This window comes from Acinetobacter sp. WCHAc010052 (assembly GCF_002165295.2).
Taxonomy (GTDB): Bacteria; Pseudomonadota; Gammaproteobacteria; order Pseudomonadales; family Moraxellaceae; genus Acinetobacter; species Acinetobacter chinensis.
Map to the genome: position 1 here is coordinate 224183 of NZ_CP032143.1, position 19523 is coordinate 243705.

General features: G+C 38.9%; 19 protein-coding genes and 2 tRNA genes. 5 read left to right on the forward strand and 16 right to left on the reverse strand.

All coding sequences use genetic code 11. From position 1 onward, the window contains the following. Positions 1–69: 69 nt before the first annotated feature. A complete protein-coding gene (locus CDG61_RS01440; RefSeq protein ID WP_118847342.1) occupies positions 70–1368 on the forward strand; it encodes an FAD-dependent oxidoreductase in 1299 nt (432 codons plus the stop codon). Between the two features lie 4 nt (positions 1369–1372). Beyond that, positions 1373–2221 carry an SAM-dependent methyltransferase gene (locus CDG61_RS01445; protein ID WP_087549788.1) on the forward strand — a complete coding sequence of 283 codons (849 nt, stop codon included), beginning with the start codon at positions 1373–1375 and terminating at the stop codon, positions 2219–2221. 94 nt (positions 2222–2315) lie between these two features. Here the strand turns inward: CDG61_RS01445 and CDG61_RS01450 are convergent. From CDG61_RS01450 to CDG61_RS01470, 4 genes are all read right to left on the reverse strand, one after another. After that, positions 2316–2391: transfer RNA gene (locus CDG61_RS01450), tRNA-Thr, on the reverse strand. A gap of 271 nt (positions 2392–2662) precedes the next feature. Then, on the reverse strand, positions 2663–2890 hold the full coding sequence (locus CDG61_RS01455) for a hypothetical protein (protein WP_087512076.1): 228 nt from the start codon (positions 2888–2890) through the stop codon (positions 2663–2665). Positions 2891–5647: 2757 nt separating this feature from the next. After that, a complete protein-coding gene (locus CDG61_RS17420) occupies positions 5648–6250 on the reverse strand; it encodes a hypothetical protein (protein ID WP_147387764.1) in 603 nt (200 codons plus the stop codon). 1567 nt (positions 6251–7817) lie between these two features. Continuing rightward, entirely contained in the window at positions 7818–8492 is a 675-nt protein-coding gene (locus CDG61_RS01470; RefSeq protein ID WP_087549791.1) for a hypothetical protein, read from the reverse strand. A gap of 409 nt (positions 8493–8901) precedes the next feature. Here CDG61_RS01470 and CDG61_RS01475 point away from each other — a divergent pair, with 409 nt between their 5' ends. Both CDG61_RS01475 and CDG61_RS01480 read left to right on the forward strand, forming a co-directional pair. Then, positions 8902–9363 carry a Panacea domain-containing protein gene (locus CDG61_RS01475; protein WP_171405563.1) on the forward strand — a complete coding sequence of 154 codons (462 nt, stop codon included), beginning with the start codon at positions 8902–8904 and terminating at the stop codon, positions 9361–9363. A gap of 13 nt (positions 9364–9376) precedes the next feature. Then, entirely contained in the window at positions 9377–9778 is a 402-nt protein-coding gene (locus tag CDG61_RS01480; protein WP_087549793.1) for a hypothetical protein, read from the forward strand. Between the two features lie 16 nt (positions 9779–9794). On the opposite strand, the gene ssb is transcribed toward CDG61_RS01480, so the two are convergent. Further along, positions 9795–10094, reverse strand: coding sequence for a single-stranded DNA-binding protein (gene ssb / locus CDG61_RS01485; protein ID WP_087549794.1), 300 nt, complete (start codon positions 10092–10094; stop codon positions 9795–9797). Positions 10095–10141: 47 nt separating this feature from the next. Here ssb and CDG61_RS01490 point away from each other — a divergent pair, with 47 nt between their 5' ends. Further along, the gene (locus tag CDG61_RS01490; protein WP_087549795.1) at positions 10142–10930 is read left to right on the forward strand and encodes a suppressor of fused domain protein; all 789 of its coding nucleotides are present in this window, start codon (positions 10142–10144) and stop codon (positions 10928–10930) included. Between the two features lie 436 nt (positions 10931–11366). On the opposite strand, the gene CDG61_RS01495 is transcribed toward CDG61_RS01490, so the two are convergent. From CDG61_RS01495 to CDG61_RS01545, 11 genes are all read right to left on the reverse strand, one after another. Then, positions 11367–13832, reverse strand: a complete 2466-nt coding sequence (locus tag CDG61_RS01495; protein WP_087549796.1) for a DUF927 domain-containing protein — start codon at positions 13830–13832, stop codon at positions 11367–11369. Beyond that, positions 13829–14131 (reverse strand): hypothetical protein, encoded by a 303-nt coding sequence (locus tag CDG61_RS01500; protein ID WP_087549797.1) that lies wholly within the window; start codon positions 14129–14131, stop codon positions 13829–13831. The genes CDG61_RS01495 and CDG61_RS01500 overlap by 4 nt, the downstream gene beginning before the upstream one ends. A gap of 2 nt (positions 14132–14133) precedes the next feature. Then, on the reverse strand, positions 14134–14634 hold the full coding sequence (locus tag CDG61_RS01505; RefSeq protein ID WP_228199648.1) for a hypothetical protein: 501 nt from the start codon (positions 14632–14634) through the stop codon (positions 14134–14136). Positions 14635–14644: 10 nt separating this feature from the next. Continuing rightward, the gene (locus CDG61_RS01510; protein WP_087549798.1) at positions 14645–15013 is read right to left on the reverse strand and encodes a hypothetical protein; all 369 of its coding nucleotides are present in this window, start codon (positions 15011–15013) and stop codon (positions 14645–14647) included. Then, the gene (locus CDG61_RS01515; RefSeq protein WP_087549799.1) at positions 15006–15557 is read right to left on the reverse strand and encodes a Bro-N domain-containing protein; all 552 of its coding nucleotides are present in this window, start codon (positions 15555–15557) and stop codon (positions 15006–15008) included. The genes CDG61_RS01510 and CDG61_RS01515 overlap by 8 nt, the downstream gene beginning before the upstream one ends. Then, on the reverse strand, positions 15554–15763 hold the full coding sequence (locus CDG61_RS01520) for a helix-turn-helix domain-containing protein (RefSeq protein WP_087549800.1): 210 nt from the start codon (positions 15761–15763) through the stop codon (positions 15554–15556). The genes CDG61_RS01515 and CDG61_RS01520 overlap by 4 nt, the downstream gene beginning before the upstream one ends. A gap of 2 nt (positions 15764–15765) precedes the next feature. Further along, positions 15766–16053 (reverse strand): helix-turn-helix transcriptional regulator, encoded by a 288-nt coding sequence (locus tag CDG61_RS01525; protein ID WP_087549801.1) that lies wholly within the window; start codon positions 16051–16053, stop codon positions 15766–15768. A gap of 196 nt (positions 16054–16249) precedes the next feature. Beyond that, positions 16250–17170: a coiled-coil domain-containing protein gene (locus CDG61_RS17560; RefSeq protein WP_205671795.1), complete on the reverse strand. Its 921-nt coding sequence runs from the start codon at positions 17168–17170 to the stop codon at positions 16250–16252. Next, positions 17151–17801, reverse strand: coding sequence for a hypothetical protein (locus tag CDG61_RS01535; RefSeq protein ID WP_087549802.1), 651 nt, complete (start codon positions 17799–17801; stop codon positions 17151–17153). The genes CDG61_RS17560 and CDG61_RS01535 overlap by 20 nt, the downstream gene beginning before the upstream one ends. Positions 17802–17964: 163 nt before the next feature. Further along, the gene (locus tag CDG61_RS01540) at positions 17965–19161 is read right to left on the reverse strand and encodes a tyrosine-type recombinase/integrase (protein ID WP_087550012.1); all 1197 of its coding nucleotides are present in this window, start codon (positions 19159–19161) and stop codon (positions 17965–17967) included. A 260-nt stretch (positions 19162–19421) separates the two neighbouring features. Further along, positions 19422–19511 (reverse strand) — tRNA-Ser (locus CDG61_RS01545). Positions 19512–19523 lie beyond the last annotated feature (12 nt).

Sequence of the window (19523 nt, forward strand, 5' to 3'; positions counted from 1 at the left end):
TTTTAATAGCCTGTTTTGCCTGCGCCTGGTACATAATTTCGGGCAGTGTATAACTGATGGATAATTACTTTGGAAATTGCAGTCATTGGTAGTGGCATGGCTGGGCTGGCTACCGCAAGAATTCTCAAGGATGCAGGGCATAACATTAAAATTTTTGAGGCTTTGCCTGGTCGGGGGATGGACAGTCACAGTACTGAGTTTGAAGGTGGTCTGATTGATGCCCCTTTAAGGGTAATGAATCCCCATCTGTGGAAAAATACGCTCAGTCTCGCAGCTTACCTGGGAATAAAGGCATTTCCTGTGCGGACATATATGGCTTGCAGCTGGTTGTTTGAAGATAAAACAGAAACATGGCTGACCACATCGCGCAGCCGGATCGGTAACTTACCGATCATCAATAACCGTAAAGGAATCCAGCAGTACGGATGGCGGCTGGTGAAAGGAATGCTGCAGCTGAAAACCGCAATACATCAGTTTTTTAAATCTGATCAGCAGGACATGACGCTGGCAGATTTCATCAATAAAAACGACATTGAAGAAGTATTCTGGCATGGTGCTGTTATGCCGGTGCTGTACACCATCTGTACCTGTAACCCGAAAACCATCGGTGAATGGCCAGCGAAACCGTTACTGACATTTCTGCGTCAGCTGACAGATGGCGATGCCTTATTAAGAATCCAGGGGGGAACTTCCGCACTGGTTGATGGCTTGATCAATGGCATTGATATTTACAGTGGTTCTGCCATTACTTCAGTCAGAACTGAGGGCGAAAAGGTAGAGATCTTAAATTCAGCAGATGAAAAATTTGTCTTTGATCGGGTGATTGTTGCGACACCAACAACAAAAGTTGAAGAATTCCTCGATGCCGAACAGTTTGCAGATGACATAGCTTTGCTCAGACAGTTTAAATTTGAGCAAGGTGATCTCGTGATTCATACTGACCCTACAGTGATGCCGCCTAAGCGCAAAGACTGGGCTGTGCTCAGTTATATGATGGACCGTAAATTTACCCGTCAGCAGTTTACGGTATGGCTGAACTCGATTGAACCGAGTCTGGTTGGAAAATCCCCTGTTTTTCAGACATGGCGTCCGGTGACTGAAATTGATCCGAAAAAAGTGATTTCCACTGTGACACTGACCCGTGCAGTTGTGGATATGCAGACGGTTGCACTGAATAAAGAGTTACAGGAACGCCATAAAATGGCAGACCGTAAGGTCTTTTACTGTGGTTCATGGTCGTGTGATGGTCTACCGATTCTTGAGTCTGCTGTGACTTCTGCAATGCAGATTGCAGAGATTTTTGGTGCACCATTGCCATTTAAAGGCTTAAAACCTAAAGTTGAGGTTGCACCGCAACTCGGCTATTGATCAGATGAAATGGTTACAGGCAATTCAGCAGTTTTTACCTCAGCACAAATATGCCATTAATGCGGTGGCACTTGGGGATAATGCTGAACTGCCCTGGACCAACCTGGGATACTGGAATGATGCAACATCTTCCTATCCTCAAGCCTGCTGTCATTTGGCAGATCACCTGGCACAAGCCATACAGCTGAAAGCAGATGACCGTTTGCTTGATCTGGGCTGTGGGCAGGGGGCAAGTCTTCAGCACTGGCTTGAGCATTATCAGATTCAGGAGCTGGAAGCAGTTGAGTTACAGAACCAGTGTGTGCTTCGTATTAAAGAAAAACTGCCTCAACTGACCGCGATTCACCATCAGTCTTTTTTAAATTTAAACTCTGTTTTATTTTCCAGGAAATTTGATGCGGTGATGTGCATAGATGCAGCATATCACTGCAATCTGAATTCATTTCTGACATCAGTCACGGCTGTTTTAAATTCAAAAGCACGGTTAGGTTTTCACTGCCTGGTGCTGTCAGATGACTGGCAAACTGTATCAACCATAAAAAAACTGCAATATCAGGCATTACTGAAATCGGCTGATGTCAGTTTGGCATATTTATATGATCAGACGGGTTTAGCGCAGTTATTGCAGCAGCATGGCTATGGGCAGATTGTGATTGAGGATATGTCTGAACCTGTACTGCATGGTTTTTCAGATTATATTTTCCCAAAAATAAAGACTGTCACGGAACTGGAGCAGCAGAATGCTGGATCACGACTGGATATTCTGAAAATTCAGATGACTGCCCGATTGTGCAAAAAACTGTATAAGGATGGGCTGGTGCGTTATGTTCAGGTCTGTGCAGAACACATCTGACTGTTTATATTTATAAAGATGGATGCGAAACTGATTTAAATTTTAAAACCTTTAAAAACAACAAAGCCCCACTGAATAAGTGAGGCTAAGTATATGGTGCCGGCACACGGATTCGAACTGTGGACCTACTGATTACAAGTCAGTTGCTCTACCAACTGAGCTATGCCGGCATTGTGGAGTGCATTTTACAGAAACTCTGACTCAATGCAAGCCAAAAAATAACCGATTAATGAGTTTGGGAAAACTAAATATAGATCTGTCCGCTAAAGTTCAGATCCTGAAGATTGTCTTTGAGCTGCTTTACTCTGATAAGACAAAACAGAATGGTCTCTGGAGATGATTCAGGAGTAAATGAACTCAGGTTCAACCTGAGTTCATGCTGGTGATCTTGTTTTAATTTTGAAATGAATTTTCTGAAATCATTGTATTGTTATGTGAAATTTATTTGCTCCTCAGAATTTTATCCAGATCCTGGGCACATTCTTCGAGGGTAAAAGCCATATCAAATTGTAACTGGGGTTTCAGCTCACTGGCTAATTTTCTCCATTCTTCAATTAACTGGATTGCTTTTTGAACCTTGTGTTTATTTACATCCTTGGCAATGGTGGGGGTATATCCACCGCGTTTAGCATTTTTGACCTGTTTTACATAATTTATGCTGTTATTCATTGTCGCTCCCGAATAGCAGTTTCTATGAGTCTTAAGTGCTTCTGTTGGCTTGGTCGCAGAATTCTGTTCTGCTGTTTCTTAAGTTTAGGTTCGGAACATTGCATCCTGATGATAGGTTTTACTGTTTTTATTTACTCCTTGTTGTTTATTGGTTTTTTTATGGATGAAACAGGGATCGTCATTTGATGCTAAACGATGAATTCAGGAATTGGAACACTTCTGTTCTGATTTTTTTATGCAGAATGTAACTGTTTTTGTTTGGATTGTATGCTGCAGTCCTTTATTTTTTTATCTCTGCTGAGATGTTTTCAGTACTGTAATGCGGCGGGTTGTTTAATTGTTGCTGTTTACGTGTATTAAAGAGGAAGGAGTCGGGTTGTTTTACCCCCATTTATACCCCGAAATGACTCTCGAGAATGGGCAGTCAGAATGTACAGGACGTAAAAAAGGCTTAAACCATAACAGTTTAAGCCTTTTTAATTCCACTGGATAAGGTGGAACTGAATCTTGGCGGTGAGAGAGGGAGTCATATTTTTAATTTAAGTTGTTGTTATATATTGATTATTTTTGTTTTAATTTCCACATATACCCCCATTTATACCCCCAACACGCAAAAGTACCCTCTATTTTCCTGTTTTAGGTCTGATTTGGCGGTTCAGATTCGATGTGCTAAATGAGTATATCTAAAGGATGGCATTTGAAATGTGACCCTGCTCCCTCAATTGAGGGACAAGGTGCGCCGTGGGGGATGCTCACATATTCCAGTCTGATAGATCGGATGACCGCACCCAAAAATATATTTTAATTATATTGTGATTTTAAAGGCTAAAACCACGCTTTAACGCTCTGCCTCGCACGCCCATGCGTTTCTTTTGATTATAAGAATAGGTAACTCAGGTTTGCTGTGTTTTTGCCTCCCTTATTTAATGGATGCCACATAAAGTATTTAAGCTGCTCCTCTGTTTAGTGGTTCAGGTACGCACTGGTACATGGTCTGCATTCAGTATGCTCCTAAACAGCATATTTAAAATGCGTACCCATTCACATTTAAAATGCCAATGGGGGTTAGATTTAGAATCCTATCCTTTGTGGGTATCTTTAAGCTACTCACTAACTATCTTTGAGCTAGTCACTTGCATGGGTTTCGGTGATTACCGAAACGATAACGTAATCCTAAATTAACTTAGCCGTCCAAGTGGTTGATTAAGTAGCTCGGCTGTTTAGATGCGCTCAACTTTGAGCATATCCCCCAATGGGGTAAATGTTCCCGATCCGCTACTACACTTTAAAGGTAGTTAAGAGATTCCCCCAAAGTTGGGGTTATCTTTGTGAGTGACCGATAGTCACGTGCAAAACTCACTTTTGAGGTCTGCCTATATTTGGACGCACCCACTCAACGCAATTTTTCGCTCAGTGAATACCGTTGCTCACTTTTGAGCTTTGCTTTTAAAACATAGATTTAGCCAACGCAATTTTGAGTAAGGCGATAATGGAAATCCGCTATCGGTATCAGTACAGGAAATCCTGTATCGGGGTGGTCATTTTGACCATACTCACACTGTATGACTGTACGAAAGTTTCGTAGTTCATCACTACTACGGAAAACTCAGGTTAGCCAACGCAATTTTGCGTCGTCCTACTTCAGAAAACTTCAGTTTTAAAAATACAAAACCTTATAAAACCTAATATTCAAAGATGCTCAAACGCTTTGAACCTCACAAAACCTCACTTTCATTACGGCATGATTACGGCATGTTTTTCTGCTGCACTGTTAAGAATTGATAAGGTTTGAACCTGAAAAAACCTGACATTTTCTTTGACATGAAAAGCCTTTAAACCTCACATGCAAAACGCCGTACCTGTTATCAAATGTTATGGTCTGGACTACTACAAAATACTACTTTCCGTTTACTGCTCGGACTTGTCAAAACTTAACATTGATAACCTGTCAAAACCTGAGATTCAAAAATGCCATGCTGTTATCAATTGTTATGGTCTGGACTTAGTAAAACTTAGTATTGCAGACGGCGTAAATCCTAAGTAATCCTAAGTTCACAACCCCACAAAACCCGACATTTAGAACGCCGTAGCAGTTAACAAGAAGTTATATTTTTTATTTGGCCGAAACATCGCATAAGGCATATCGTTTTGATGTGGTAACAGGAAATCGGATATACAGGTTTTGATGTGGTAACAGCATTTTTTTGATGTAGTAACATAGTCCACGTATATAAAATAATCAAAAGTACGGACGTTCAGCATATTTATACAATTTGCGAATTATCCGTAAAACCTATGATTAAAACCTCACAAAACTAGACATTTAAACCCAGTAAAAACCCAATAATTACCCACCCATTAAGCGCTGTATCTATTATCAATTGTTATGGTCTGGACTTGGTATTTAAACCTGTCAAAACTTATTATTTAAACCTTATAAAACCTAATTTTTTGTTTTACGTAGTGATACGAGATGAATATTCGTCAAAAGCAGCATAAACCTTGCTGTGCTTATCTTTGAGCTTGGTTTTAATGGTCTTTTCTAAGTGGTAACGTAAAGCAAAAAATAGGGCGTATTGGGTGCATTTTTCGACCTTGGTAACCTGAAAGACTCCAGGCCAAACCTTATTAGATTTGAAATCTAAAAGGTCGTATTCCGCATTTAAAATGGCAAATTTGAGCGGCAGTATGGGTTTGTGAGTAACGCTGCTTCAATGGCATTTCAACGGACGTTCACATAACGTTAATTCCTATCAGCTATTTTTCAATAAACTTTTCAATTTTATCCATGAATGCATTATGGGATGCTATAGCTGCAGCATTGGCCTGGCGTTCATACATATCATGCTTAGCAACCATAGCCTTGAATGTTTTTGCATTTTTATTGAGTGGCTTATAAGTCTTCTTAAGGAATGGTATTTCTTCACGATCTAATGGCCATCCGAGCTTAATTCGCATTCGCTGCATATTAATTCTTGCTACATGCTCCTTATTGCACTGCTGGATAAGGTAATTAAGCTTGTGGCACTTCCTGCATTTAAATTGGCCATCAACGAAATACAGCTTTGCGGCACGGTTACCACAATCATTACCAGGACATATAAACCAGTACCGGTGATTGCCGTAGTTGCATGGCGTGGTAGTTATTTTGATGTGCAGCCGGTGATTAACACTATTTTGCGTAAAGGAAAGGATTAGAGTGCCATGCCGATACTCATAACCCATCGATGAGCTAATTTGGTTATCTATTTTCCATACCCAAGTACCAGAGGCGCCGTCTACAAGCATATTGGATCTGGCCACAGTTCGACTATCTATATTCAGACAATCTTCGACCGTACGCTTACTTTCTCTTTTCATGCATAAAATCCGCAATAATTGCCAAAATAATCACACGAGATACCCCTCAATTGCATTTTTAAGGCCGTTTTAAGCATAAAAATGCATAAAAACAGCATAAAAATCACATCAATCACCCTTATTTACGTATAAAACACCATGTTTTATAGGGTGTATGTCAAGGTAATTAAAAAGCCATTTACTTAATATGAATCAGTGTATTAGATCTAAAACGTGCAAAACACGTTGCATTATTTTACTAATGATTTAGGTCAGATTTGAATAAAAAACAGGAGCCGAGCCGAGAAAACACATAAAACATAACTATAGAGAGCGTATGGGCCTGGCATTCGTGACTTAATGGGGTGTGATTCTTGTTGTACCTGCATGGTGATAATAACCATTCGACTATCGTGAAAACTTAGGCACATTTGAAATGCTACCAAGATTTATTCGAGTATTTACCTTGATGTACCTTGATAAAATCTAAACACATCAAAGTAGAGCTAAACCATACAGCACATAGCTTTAAGGCCATTTAAGAGCACTTTATGATTATGGTCCATTAAGAAAAAAGGTACGGCGTAATACACATCGATGTACCAGGCCAATTTTGCGACACGTAGAGACACGAAATGAATTTTTGTTAAAAGCAATGCAAGCCTTACAGTGCTTATGTTTGAGTGTGATTTTGGTAGCAAATGTGATACTGCATTGTGTCTCAGAAACTCTTAATACAACCATGCAGCAAATAAGTTTTACCTTGACGAAATTCATTTTTAGTAAAATGCTGGAAAACCTTGCTGTATATAGCTTTGAAACCATTTTAAGGGTCTTTTCCTTGATGGTTTGTTAAGGTAATTAAATCAATCTGAAAATAATGATTTACCCCCCAACCTTGTTATACGTAGTCATACAGAATCAATAACCGGTTAAAACGCTATACCATTTTGAATGGCTTGGCTTTGAGCGCATTTTTATAGGTGTTTTTATGAGTGCCTTGTCAAACAAGATTTAAAGCCATTTTGCGACAAGTAGCGACACAGAACGGTATATGTACCAGTGCGTTTTAACCCTCATAGATTTGAAATCCATAAGGGTAGAATTTCGGATTCTAAATCCTGAATTTGTTATACGTAGTCATACGGATTTACTTGGACGTACTTGGACAAAACACTACTTTCAACAATGTACATAAAAGAGCTGTGATGCTTTATTTGTAAGGCCCTCAGTAGGGTTTTTATGTGGTTTGAAGCATAGAGGCGTCCAAGTAAATTACACCACTGTTGCACAACCAAATACACGGCGTTTTTCATTCTACGTTGATGGAATGGTTGAAATGGCACATAACTTGATGACATTTAGAATGTGACCAAGTTATTGCTATACGAAATGCATTTTTTAGGTTGACGTAGGTGGACAGAATGAGGATTTATCAAAAAAGGCTAAAGCCTTACTGTACATGGGGTTGAATAGGATTTAATGCCTAATTTTTAACGTAAGCTGTTCACCTAAATAATCACCCTATTAGAATATTGATCCTTCAGGATGATTATCTATTTTTAAAAAGATAAAGAAAACTAATGTTTCAAGGTCTAATCATTATCGGACCAAACATTCCAGTGTTAATTAATGATTCCCATATTTTTTTAATTGCTTGACCTGTTTCTTGATTTACAAATAATGATGATCTTTTACCATTAGGTTTACCTAAGAAATAAGGTCGCATGGATTCCCATGTTTCCGCTACCTCTGCGGTTCTCCAGTGAGGAAGTTCATTTTCGAGTAGCAATGGAATTGCTATTGATAAAGGAATTGTGCCATCGTCTGCTAAAGGTTTCTGCCAATTACAACGTACAAGAATTGGAGTTGCTGATTTAGCGTAAAACTTAACATCCAATCGTTCTGCAGTAATATCGGCGACTGGATTGTATTTTAGGTTAATTACTGAGTCTAAAACATTTTGACCGTCATCATATGGACATGTGATAAAACCATTTGCAAAATAAACAGTATGATCTAACCCCTTATAGCCACACTCTTTATTCGGCACTAACAGATCATAATTTGTACGCTTATCACTAATTAGTGGATGCCAACTAGGGTATGTGTCGATTACAGGTCCTAGCTCCAAGAAGAGGTCATTTAATTTTGATCTACTTTCAGATAGTTCCTCTGGACTAATATCCGTTAATCGAGATAGCAAATATTTTTGTGCAAATTCTTGCCCATCCTTTATTTCTTCATCTGAGCGAAATGCCATTTTAAATAAACCTTATTTAATTAACTTATGCATAAGTTATCAATTAGACGCATAAAATGCAAATATTGTGTATAATAACTTAAAATACAAATACTTAATGTTATTTATTTGATTTTTAATTGAATGACCATGTTGATTTAAATGTGGGGCTATCAAGTTAAATTGCTTATGTCTTGTATAGCTAAATTCACATTGTTTTTGTCGGTCAAAAGCTCAAATTAGGACGTCAGAATATGCCGTTTTATCTTTAAATATGCATATAAAGCCATATATATGAAATGTAAGGGTATGTATAATGCCTTGCCTTTCGCTGAGGGTTGTTGTAATTCTTGGACAACAATTAGAAGGTTTGATAGTCGTTAAGACTCTGTGTGGAATGTTTTCCGCATTTACTTATAGGAGGTACAGCATGGCTCATACTGCACTTCAAGTTGCTGATGAATTTACAAGGCTTGGTAATCAAGACGGTAAATATTTTACTCAAATGCAATTGCTTAAATTAGTTTATATTGCACATGGTTGGATGCTTGCAGTTTTTAATGAACCGTTGATTTATGATGAGGTACAAGCTTGGAAGTTTGGCCCAGTTATACCTAATCTTTATCAAGAGTTAAAGATTTATGGTTCAAGTCTAATTATGGACCCTATCCTCCAATTTCCAACTCAATTCAATGAAAGAGAGCATCAAATTATCCATTTTACTTATGCAAGTTATGGTGATTTTAGTGCATATCAACTTTCTGATATTACTCATGCTCCAGATACTCCATGGTCAGAAACATACGGAAAAGGTGTTGGATGGGCTGAATTAATTCCCAATAATGTCATCCAAAGTCATTACCAAAACTTATACCATAAGTACTTCAGCTAGGTGGTAATCAACATTGTCTACAATTGACCCCACCAAGTTAAAAACAGTTAGTAATGATAAAATTCTTCAAGTTGAAGATGGCTCTATTAATAACAAGCCAGAGCCATCTAATGAAAACTTAAATAAACAATTAAATAGTGAAAGTGAAGAACTTGATAAACAATTAAAAATTAAAGCCACTCAGAATGATCATACTAGAGATCAAAAATGGAAAGATCATTTTGCCTTTGCATTTATATGTGCTTTTTGGATTCTTTGGTTTTTATTCATAGTTATGTGCATATCATTAATATGGCACTGGATAACCCCTGTTAAATGGCAATGGTTAAGTACAGAGCAATTAGATAAGATTAAAGTTATTATCTTGGCCGCTTTAGCATCCAAAGCAATTAGTAATAAAATAGAAAAATCATAAGCCCACCAGTCGAGCATTAAAGCAATTGCAGCTCATCAGCTCGAATCTCTGTTACCTCCCGATCTGCACCGCTTTGGTCTTTCCATTTCCTTGTACGCAATGAGCCTTCGATATAAACCTTTCCGCCTTTCTTGAGGTACTTGCCTGCAACATCCGCTAAACGTCCGTTGGTGGTGATTCTATGCCATTCCGTTGCCTCTTTACGTTCTCCAGTGGTCTTGTCTTTCCAAAATTCGGAAGTTGCCACGCTGAATGTAGTAATGCTGCCACCATTCGGAAAATTCTTCGTTTCAGGGTCACGACCCAGCACACCCATGACAATTGTTTGATAGAATCACTCGCATTCACACATAGAGAAAATAAATGCTTAAGAATATGAAGTTTATTAAATTTTTATTGGGACTCACTACACTTACAGCATCAACAATTGGCTTTGCTCAAAATAGTGAAGAAAAAGAATGGCAACATGTCTATGACGCAAGAGAAGCCTTCTATGAGAAAAATATAGGTAAGTTACCTAACGACATTATGAAAGCTTCTAACTTATTTGGTGTTTGGCCTGGTGGTGGTTTTTATGTAATACCTGCCGACAAAATCAAAAAAGGGCTATGGGTATATTCTACTTTTGGCCTTACAAATAGTGATATGCCTTCAACTTTAACAGCTACTGATATTGAGATTAAACATAATGACCAAGGACGGGTCATTTCAAGCTCATCAAAATTAGAAAAAAAGAATAGAGCCATGCCTTCTACTGGAAAGGCTGGCTATGGATATGAAGTGCTCATGATTGCAAAAGAAAATGCAGAATGGCCACTTTGGTTTATGCAATGGACAGGAAATATAGTTTTACTGAATGATGTGGATTTATTAACTAGAGTTGAAAAAAACAACGGTTTAACAATTGAAGAAATACCTGTGGGTAATGATGAAAATGACACCATCAATGTACTGATAGCCAAAGCACAAAAACCGTTACCTACAGACATCAAATTACCTAATGGAAATATGCAGTTCCTTATTGCAACAGTTATTACAGATGAAGAAATGCAGTGGTCTATTGAAAATGGGCGTGATGCTTTATTGAAAAAACTTATGGTTAGCGGTGCAGGGCAAATAAGTGACCGTAATAGATCATCAATAGTGAAATAACTATTTCCATCGATATTTTTATACTTAAATGCTAGGTGCCAATGCTTATCAATTAAGTAAGATTGTATCAAATAACCTTATAAGACAATGTGAGTTAGTTGGTAAAAAGCTTCCTCTTATCCTGTTGCTTATGTATATGAGTCCTTTTGAGTGGACATGGTGGACAAAGTGGACATTGGTAATTATCTATATGTTTTTAAATAATTAATTTAGTCCACCTACATATCAATTTGTATAGTAAAAAAGTGGACAGATAAAATAGAAGAAGTGGACAGGATATATTTACCTTGTGTCGTGTCCACCTTATGTCCACCTATTAATATAGATATGTTTATATAAAGTGGACAGAATAATATTCATATATAACAAGGTATTAATTATAAAGATTCCTCCTATGTCCACCATGTCCACTGCGTCCACCTTATAAATATAATTTTCAGATTTCACTGTCTAGGTTCTGCATGGCTTCTGCACTGAAATGCATCATTCGTGGGCGTGTGCCATCGGGTAGGGTATTGCTGGATTTCTTCACATACAGCTTTTTATCACCCTCGATAAACTCCTTAATCCAGCCATGCTTAATCAATGCCTTTTTGACGCTGGCCTCATTCATCCCAGTGCACATTTCCTTTTTAAACATGGTTGGGGATACAAGGTAGGTCCTTTCTTCGGGGTCATAGTAGCCGACACGGTTATGAATCCTTTGGCGTAGTACTTCACCATCTGCCTGTCGGATTACGGTTAGATCCTCAAAACGGCTTGTGCCATTGGCTTCGAAAAAGGCCTTAATATGCTCAAGCGTTTTGGTTTCCTCCATGTTCTCGCCATTGCCTAGATTACCCAGCCAAGCTTTAAAACATTGCGCTACGGATTCAAATGCACGTCCTTGCTGCCATCCTGTAATGCCTGCTTGTGTTGCTAATTCTCCAGCAGTGGCCACAAGTGCAAAACGCCGTAAAACGCGGCTGGCTTGGCCATTCTTGATGTGGCTGTGCTGTTCAATAAAGCTATCTAGTAGGGCTTGGGCTCTCTGCATGACGGCATCTTTATCCTGTGTCAGATATTCAAGCCATTTGATACTAGCATGGCCATAATGCTGTGATGCCAGTTCATTAATGCGGTTACCAACGTCCTGTGGTGCTGCACCATAATTAATACAGTCAAATACGCCGTATCCTTTACCTGCATCACTGGGAATATGAGCAAAGCGCAATAATAGGCCTGCATCCAGTTCAATACTGCCACGGCGTAAATGCTCCTCAAGGGTGACTTCACCAGTAGAGGTATACATAAGGCTAAACTGTTTGGCATCACGGTTTTTTCCGGACTTGGTACTTCGGGCTTTGCCTTGGCCACCGGTAAGCATATAGACAATATCAGACACAGCTTTAGGTACGGCCTGGCGAAGTTCATCCAAATTTAAAAAACTATCATTTCTGAGTTCTGCTTCATTCTCTAAAGCGTTATCCGTGGTCCGCCATGATTTGGATATATGCTTTGGATTACCCCATACACTACAGGCTGCTTTAGTAATTGTGCTTTTGCCATCGGTCGATGAGCCATAGATGTGAAAGCCACCACTTTCAGCACCTAGGGGCAAAACCAATTGCCCTGAAAAGGCACATGAAAATGCCAGTACTGCTAAAGCATGAGGTTCAATCAGCCTGCTAAGATCCTGCCATTCATCAAAGGTCCCAGATACGGTATATGGGCTTTTACTGTCACTGTGAAAAAGTAGTTCTTCATCTTCACTGTTGCCATAAGTTTTATTTGGTGTAGCAAAACAATGGCCATGCCATCCAGCACGATCCACGCAGCGGAAACGCTGTTCTATCGGGTAGTCTTGAATGTAGTTAATGAATACATTTTTCTTGTAGGCTTGTCGCGGTGGCATCAGGCCATGATTAGCAATAATTTTGAGTGCTTCCTGGGCTTCACCCATAAAATGCTCATAAGGGATTAACAACCGGTGTAAGGTGTTGTCTTTGTCGTGGAACTGAATAACACGCTTCCAGTTGTCATTATTTAGACTGCGCGCTTCGCCTAATATAATGGCTGAATTGCAGATAAAAGTTCTGGTTTGTTTAAGCTGTCCATCCTCATCTCTTTTTTCTTTGATCAGATAGAGGCCATTTTCCAGGATATGCAGAAATGCGCCGTCATCCATCCTGAAGGGCTTGGCTAAATGACCTTTAGGTAAAATGCTTTTTGTCGGCAAGCGCTTGATAGATTCATCAAGAAAAATAGCAATTTCCTCTGCATCATCCTCCTTGTACAGCTCGATCAGGTACTCGTTTTTAATGCCTTGCTCATCTATAACGATGTGCTGATTAAGTAAGCGAACCGCCGTATTTTTCTCAAGATTTTGGAATGCCTCAAGCTGGATATGTTCGGGGCGCACTGGCAGATAGAGCTGGGCATATCCGGCATTTGAAAGTTGATTGATAACAAATTGGATCTGCTCAAAATCAAACGGCTTGAGTTCTGCTTGTTTGGCATTGCAAAGGGTAGGCAATAACACCAATGCCACGGCGTAGCCGGTCTGGGTAATTTTAAAGAAAGTTTCCAGGCCATAAGTGATAATTACAGGCTTGTCATGATGAAACTCGCCATAACATGCAAAGCCTTTTGCCAGACCATCTGGCATGACTTGCACACGTTGGCCATCCTGTAATACAGCACATTGCACAAGATTTAATTGCCCATCATAGATAGGCAGAATTAAAGGATTGTCATAGCTCATGCCGTTAATATCGACATTGCACTGGTCAACATAGATCGGCTGTGATGGATGGCCAAAACGCTCAATGATGGGATGATTTAGATATGTTTCATCCAGTGGATTAAATACCGTGCAATTTGCTAAGATACTATCGGGTTTGATGGAGGCGGTGATGTTCATAGTGTCACCGCCTTTTTATCTGCATCCCATTCAGCTTGATATGCCTCGGTTTCATCCGAATAATGATGCAATCGATTTTCAGCAATGTATTGGTACATATCTACAACGTGCTCTAAATCATAAAGCCCAATTACATTTGCATTGTCCAACTTGTTTTTGATTTCTTTAATTCGTTTTTTAATATCAGTGATAGCTACACTCATCCACTGCATATCACATTCAGCAAGTGAATATGCATCTACCATATCGCCAGCATCATAGTTTTTTGGCGCATTTTTAGAATTGATTTGATTCGACATGATTACACTCCCCATACTTTTTTAAGCATTGAAGAAATGCGTTTGCTTAGGCTTGGCTTATGTGCAAAGTCGGCAGATTGAATACGTTTTCGTGTAATTTGATGGATATTAGGCATGATTGCCTCCTTACGTTTTTGAGCTTTGAGATTCGCCATAACTTGAGAAATTATGGTGAGGGGATTCACTCTCGGAACGTAAGTACCGCCCGACATATTCGCCATTGCTGACTTATTTTGTCGTGTCATCCCCTCATAGAGGGATTGCAGCCTTGAATGCACGGCTGTAGTGCTTGGACCATATATTTCGTGCATAAATTGAGGGCCTATGCAGAATTTAGGCACAATAAAACCACAATGACGCTGTGGGGTGACGCTTACGTTTTTTGAGAGGTCTACAGCATAAGCAGAACGCCCACAACTTGCAACAAGAAAAATAGCAACCGCCCAAACTAAAGCGAGTTTTAAGCATAAATCCAAGTTTGGATTGACCTTTGAAAACAGCATGTTATAGCCCTCACTGCACACGGTTAAGCTTAAAATTAGGATTAATTAAAACCCCATCATTGGATAGCCCAACCTGTTGGCGGTTATCTATCATCTGCAATAACTGTTGTTCAGCTTCTTCAAAACTGATTCCAAAATGCTTGGCAATATCCTCTAGGCTATACATTGGTTCACCCTCATCGGTATATCCGCTTACTGGTGGCAGTAGGTTCAGTTCTTTAGCTTTGGCATCCATTTCCGCTTTGATATGTTCAGGCGTGTAATGCAGTGTGAGCATGAATGCCTGTTCAGTAATTGGATGTCCTTCACCGTACTGTTTAAGCATTGCTTTGTAGTGGTCAAAGGCTTTGAAAAACTCAGGGTTTACATGGTTATTCACTGTGTACCCCCTCGAAAGTAAGCTGTAAATTGGCTTTGCATGTTTCAATTCGGACGGCGTTTAAATGCTTTTCATGTTTACGGCGGTGCATACCTAAACTGTGAAATGTGCCTTTGTCCTTAGATACCTTTTCCTGCATACATAGGCGGTTTAATTCTTCATAAGCGGTCTGCCGTGCTGAATAACTTCCAGTCTTTCGGATAGTCGGTAATACTTCTGCAAATACCCAATCTTGAAAGTTCAGCGCTTCCTTTTTATTAGATCGGAAGATAACTCGATATAAATTCGGCTCATTAATAAATTTGAGTTTTTGAATACCGCCATTTGTAGGGGTGTGGTAATCCGCCATACCCTTTGGATCTAATGCGCCATTTCGCTTAGGGGTTTCGTTTTTAACGTACCCCCTTTGAATCTGTAATAAGTCCGATGATCTTGAAATGTCTAAAACCTTACATACATCAGTTAAACAAAACCACGGTTCTTGATTCTCATCTAGGACAACTCGAACGCCGTGTTCATTGAAATTAAAAATAGATGGATTCATGCCTGCACCTCTTTTAACTCATAACGTGCGTGAGTGCCTTTGTTGTTTAGGTTCGGTTCTTGGTGGGTCACAATGTTATGACCTAGATTGCGTAAACGCTGAATGACAGCACTGAGGCGGTAACAATCAAAATAATGAATAGCCTCAGCCTGTGAAAGCGTCTTGCCTTGCTTGAGATGGTCTAAAACTTGGGTTTGATGGTTCATGCTTATGCCTCCAATCCTTTGGACTGCATCCATGCCTTAACATCAGATAAACGCCATACAGTTATGCTGTCGGATAGCTTTATAGGTGCAGGGAACTCGCCACGCTTCACCCATTGCCAGATTGTTTTATCAGATACACCGATCAAGCCTTTTGAGGCAGGGCGAGCATTAATATTCTTGGTTTTGCCTTTGTTGATACCACTTTTATAAGTGTGGATGGTCGCCTGCTTTTCAGGATAATTGGCAAGGTCTTTGATGCGTAAAAACTGTTCTTGATTGAGAGATGACATATACACCCATCCTATTCATAGATTGAAATAGAAAGCCTTTGCAAGTAGTTGCATCGGCTTGATGGGTGAATCAAAGCAAATAAATGTTGGGGTAAGGAATTATTAAAGGGGTAATGTTAATGTGAAAAACCTGCCATCAACCCAAAATAAAATTTTGATTTTTATTGTTTTATTGGGGTGATGGGTTTTAGTGGATTTAGAAGTTAAATTTCCTATTTCCTCCATTTTTAGCAGTGGGGTGACGGCAAATTTTATCTATTGCTGTTTGTATATAATCACTGTCCATTTCAGGGTGATTCTCTGCAATCCATGTTTTTATATGTTTTTGCTGTGGTATAGATTGTGGCTGGTTGCTATCGGGATCAAAATCTTTCCACCAATGATTTACTACTGCCTTTACTGCTTCAAGTGCTGGCGTTGTATATATTTGTTCAGGACTGATTTCAAAAACACTTCTATTTTTTTTCTGAATATCATTTTTTAATTGTTCAATTTCATCATCCTTTTCCTGCAATTCTACTTTTAATTTATTAATAGACTTTTCAAGTTCTAAAACTCTATTGTCTGTCGAAAAAATTTCAGCTTCTATAGTCTGTGCTGAAGGTATTTGACTGTTAAATTCTTTTTGTTCTTTTAGTGATTTTTGAGCTAAATAATCAATATACTCTTTTTCATTAAATCCCTTAATTTCTATATTTTGATTTGCTAAGAATTGTTGAAATTCATTGCTATATAGTCGATTACTGTCGTTATCATAGCTTAACATTTGGGCATCAATGCAAGCGTTTATATAATCATAAGCTCCCAAGTAATCAGAAAAATTTTGTCTAAAATTCGTGTCATTTTGGCATTGATCCACATATTGAGGGTCATATCCTGTCATGATGCAAGCCGCTTCATGAAATGTTAGTAATGGTTTTTTGAATAAATAAAATTTATAGTCATACTGGGAATTAGAATAACTTGATAACTGTTCACTTTTTTGATTATTACAAGTAGGTGAATCAAAACTAAAACTACTATCAATTGCCCGTAAAATTTCTAATAATTCAGATTTTTTGAAAGCAAATTTACTGTAATCTTGTTTGTCAAAAGGATTAGAACGGTAAGTCATCATCCAGCTCCTCAGTTTTTCGTTTTTTCATTATCTTATTAACTAAGTAATGGATTATCTCTAATTTTGCTTGGTCACTAGGATTGGGTGCTTCCATAAAGTCACCATTGTATTGATTCTTCAAAATGACAGGCATCCAGCTTTTAAAGTCATCATTTTTATAAATACTTGGTGGTTCATCTGCCTTGCCGATAGCTAGGTTTAGTAGCTGAACAGCTTTAGATATATCCTGATTTGAGCCTAAGTGATGATGAATAGAATCTATAGCTTCACTGATACTTATGTATTCGGCATCTGCATTCTTTAAGAAATCTGCAAGGGAAATACTATTTTGATTTTTTTTATTAAAAATTTGCTCTTTATTTTCAAACTTGGATTTCCACCGATTAAATGAGCGTTTATTGATTAATAGCAGTCCTCTGCCGTATAACTCCATAACAGGGTCATCAAAAGACTTCCCATCATTTCTTGTATATTCTATTTCTTGCTTTTCACATGCACCTAAAATGGCTAATTTTTTAATTTCTTTGCATGACTGATCTTGCTTACACCAGTCATTTAATACATCTGTTAGCCTCAACCATTCGGCATGATCTAAGTATTGTGAACAATCACTAAAACTAGTGCTGTACATATAATGCCTCCCACAGCATACCCAAAATAGAAAAGGCTAAGCCGGCCGGATTGGGTGTCCGACTTTTCGAGAGCTACTCTAGGCTTAGTGATTAAAATATATCAGATAGTGGGGTAATTGCACGTAATGGATTGTTTCTGAAAGTCTTAAATTATCGCTTTATTTATGCACGTTTATTTTTTGGAAAGGGGACGACATTATTTCTAAGGCTATCTATAAAGTCCGCCCATTCTTGCATCATCTTAGTTCTGTACTGTAAGTGTTGGGCATGGTTATAAGCCTGTGATACGGCATTACCTGTTTTATGTGCAAGTTGCACTTCGATAGCATCATGCATATAACCTCGCTCGTGTAAGGTCGTAGATGCCAGGCCCCTAAATCCATGACCTGTCATTTTCCCCATATAACCCATTGTTCTAATCGCACTGAGTAAAGCATTATTACTAATCGTTTTCGCCGTACTATGGTTATAAAAAACGTACTGTTTATGACCTGTTAAAGGTTCGAGTTCCTTTAATAGTGCAATGGCCTGGGTTGATAAAGGCACAATATGAGGCAATGCCATTTTCATTTTATAGGCAGGAATACGCCATTCTTTTGCATCAAAATCTATTTCACTCCATTCCATGTTGATCAACTCGCCTGTCCTTACAAAAGTTAAGGTCATAAACTGCAAAGCGGTTTTAACTAAAAAACTGCCGTGATATTTATCCATACGGAGCAAGAAAGGTGGAAACTCGGAAATATCAAGCCTTGCCATATTTTTGACTTTTCTTGGTTTTAAGGCTTCGCCCAAGTGTGGAGTAGGGTCATTCTCAATAAGTCCCTTACGAATAGCAAAACGGAATACACGACCAACCAAAGGGATTGAGCGCTTAGCCATTTCCTGTGCGCCTCGATCTTCAATTCGTTTAGCGCAATCTAGGACATCCTTACCTTTGATTTGATCAATAGGCAGTTTCCCTAAGAAAGGAAAAATATCTTTTTCAAAAACGGTAAGGTCACGTTGATAAGTTCCTTCTTTGATCATGTCCTTGCGGTTTTCCATCCATTCAAGGGCAAGTGTTTTAAAAAGGTTATCTTGGTCTATTTCTTGTTGTTGCCTTTTCTTGGCTTCATTTGGGTTAATGCCTTGCTGAATAAGTAGCTTGGCCTTATCCCTTTCAATTCGGGCATTCGCAAGTGAAATATCGGGATAAATACCAATACTGAATACACTCTCTTTGCCATTAATCCTAAATTTTAAACGCCAGTACATGCCACCAGTAGGCAGAACCTCAAGATACATACCTTTTTCATCGGCATATTTAGCCCTTTTTTCTAATGGCTTTATCTTTCTAACCTTAGCATCTGTAAGCATGTCTGCACCTTTTGGGGGTATAAATAGGGCAAAAATCAATTTATACCCCCAAATAATCCCCAAACTAGGTATTAATGAGAGATTTCCTCATTAATTTGGGGGTATAAATATTTAAGAGATAAATTTATACCCCCATTTATACCCCCAGCTATAGCAAGATTGCAACAGATTGCCTGTAATTGCGTAGGCAATAAAAAAGGCTTAAACCATTGTAGATTCAAGCCTTTCATCTCTGCTTTGGATTGCAATTCTTTCCAATTTGGCGGTGAGAGAGGGATTCGAACCCTCGATACGCGCAAACGTATACACACTTTCCAGGCGTGCTCCTTCAGCCACTCGGACACCTCACCATGCGCTGGGCA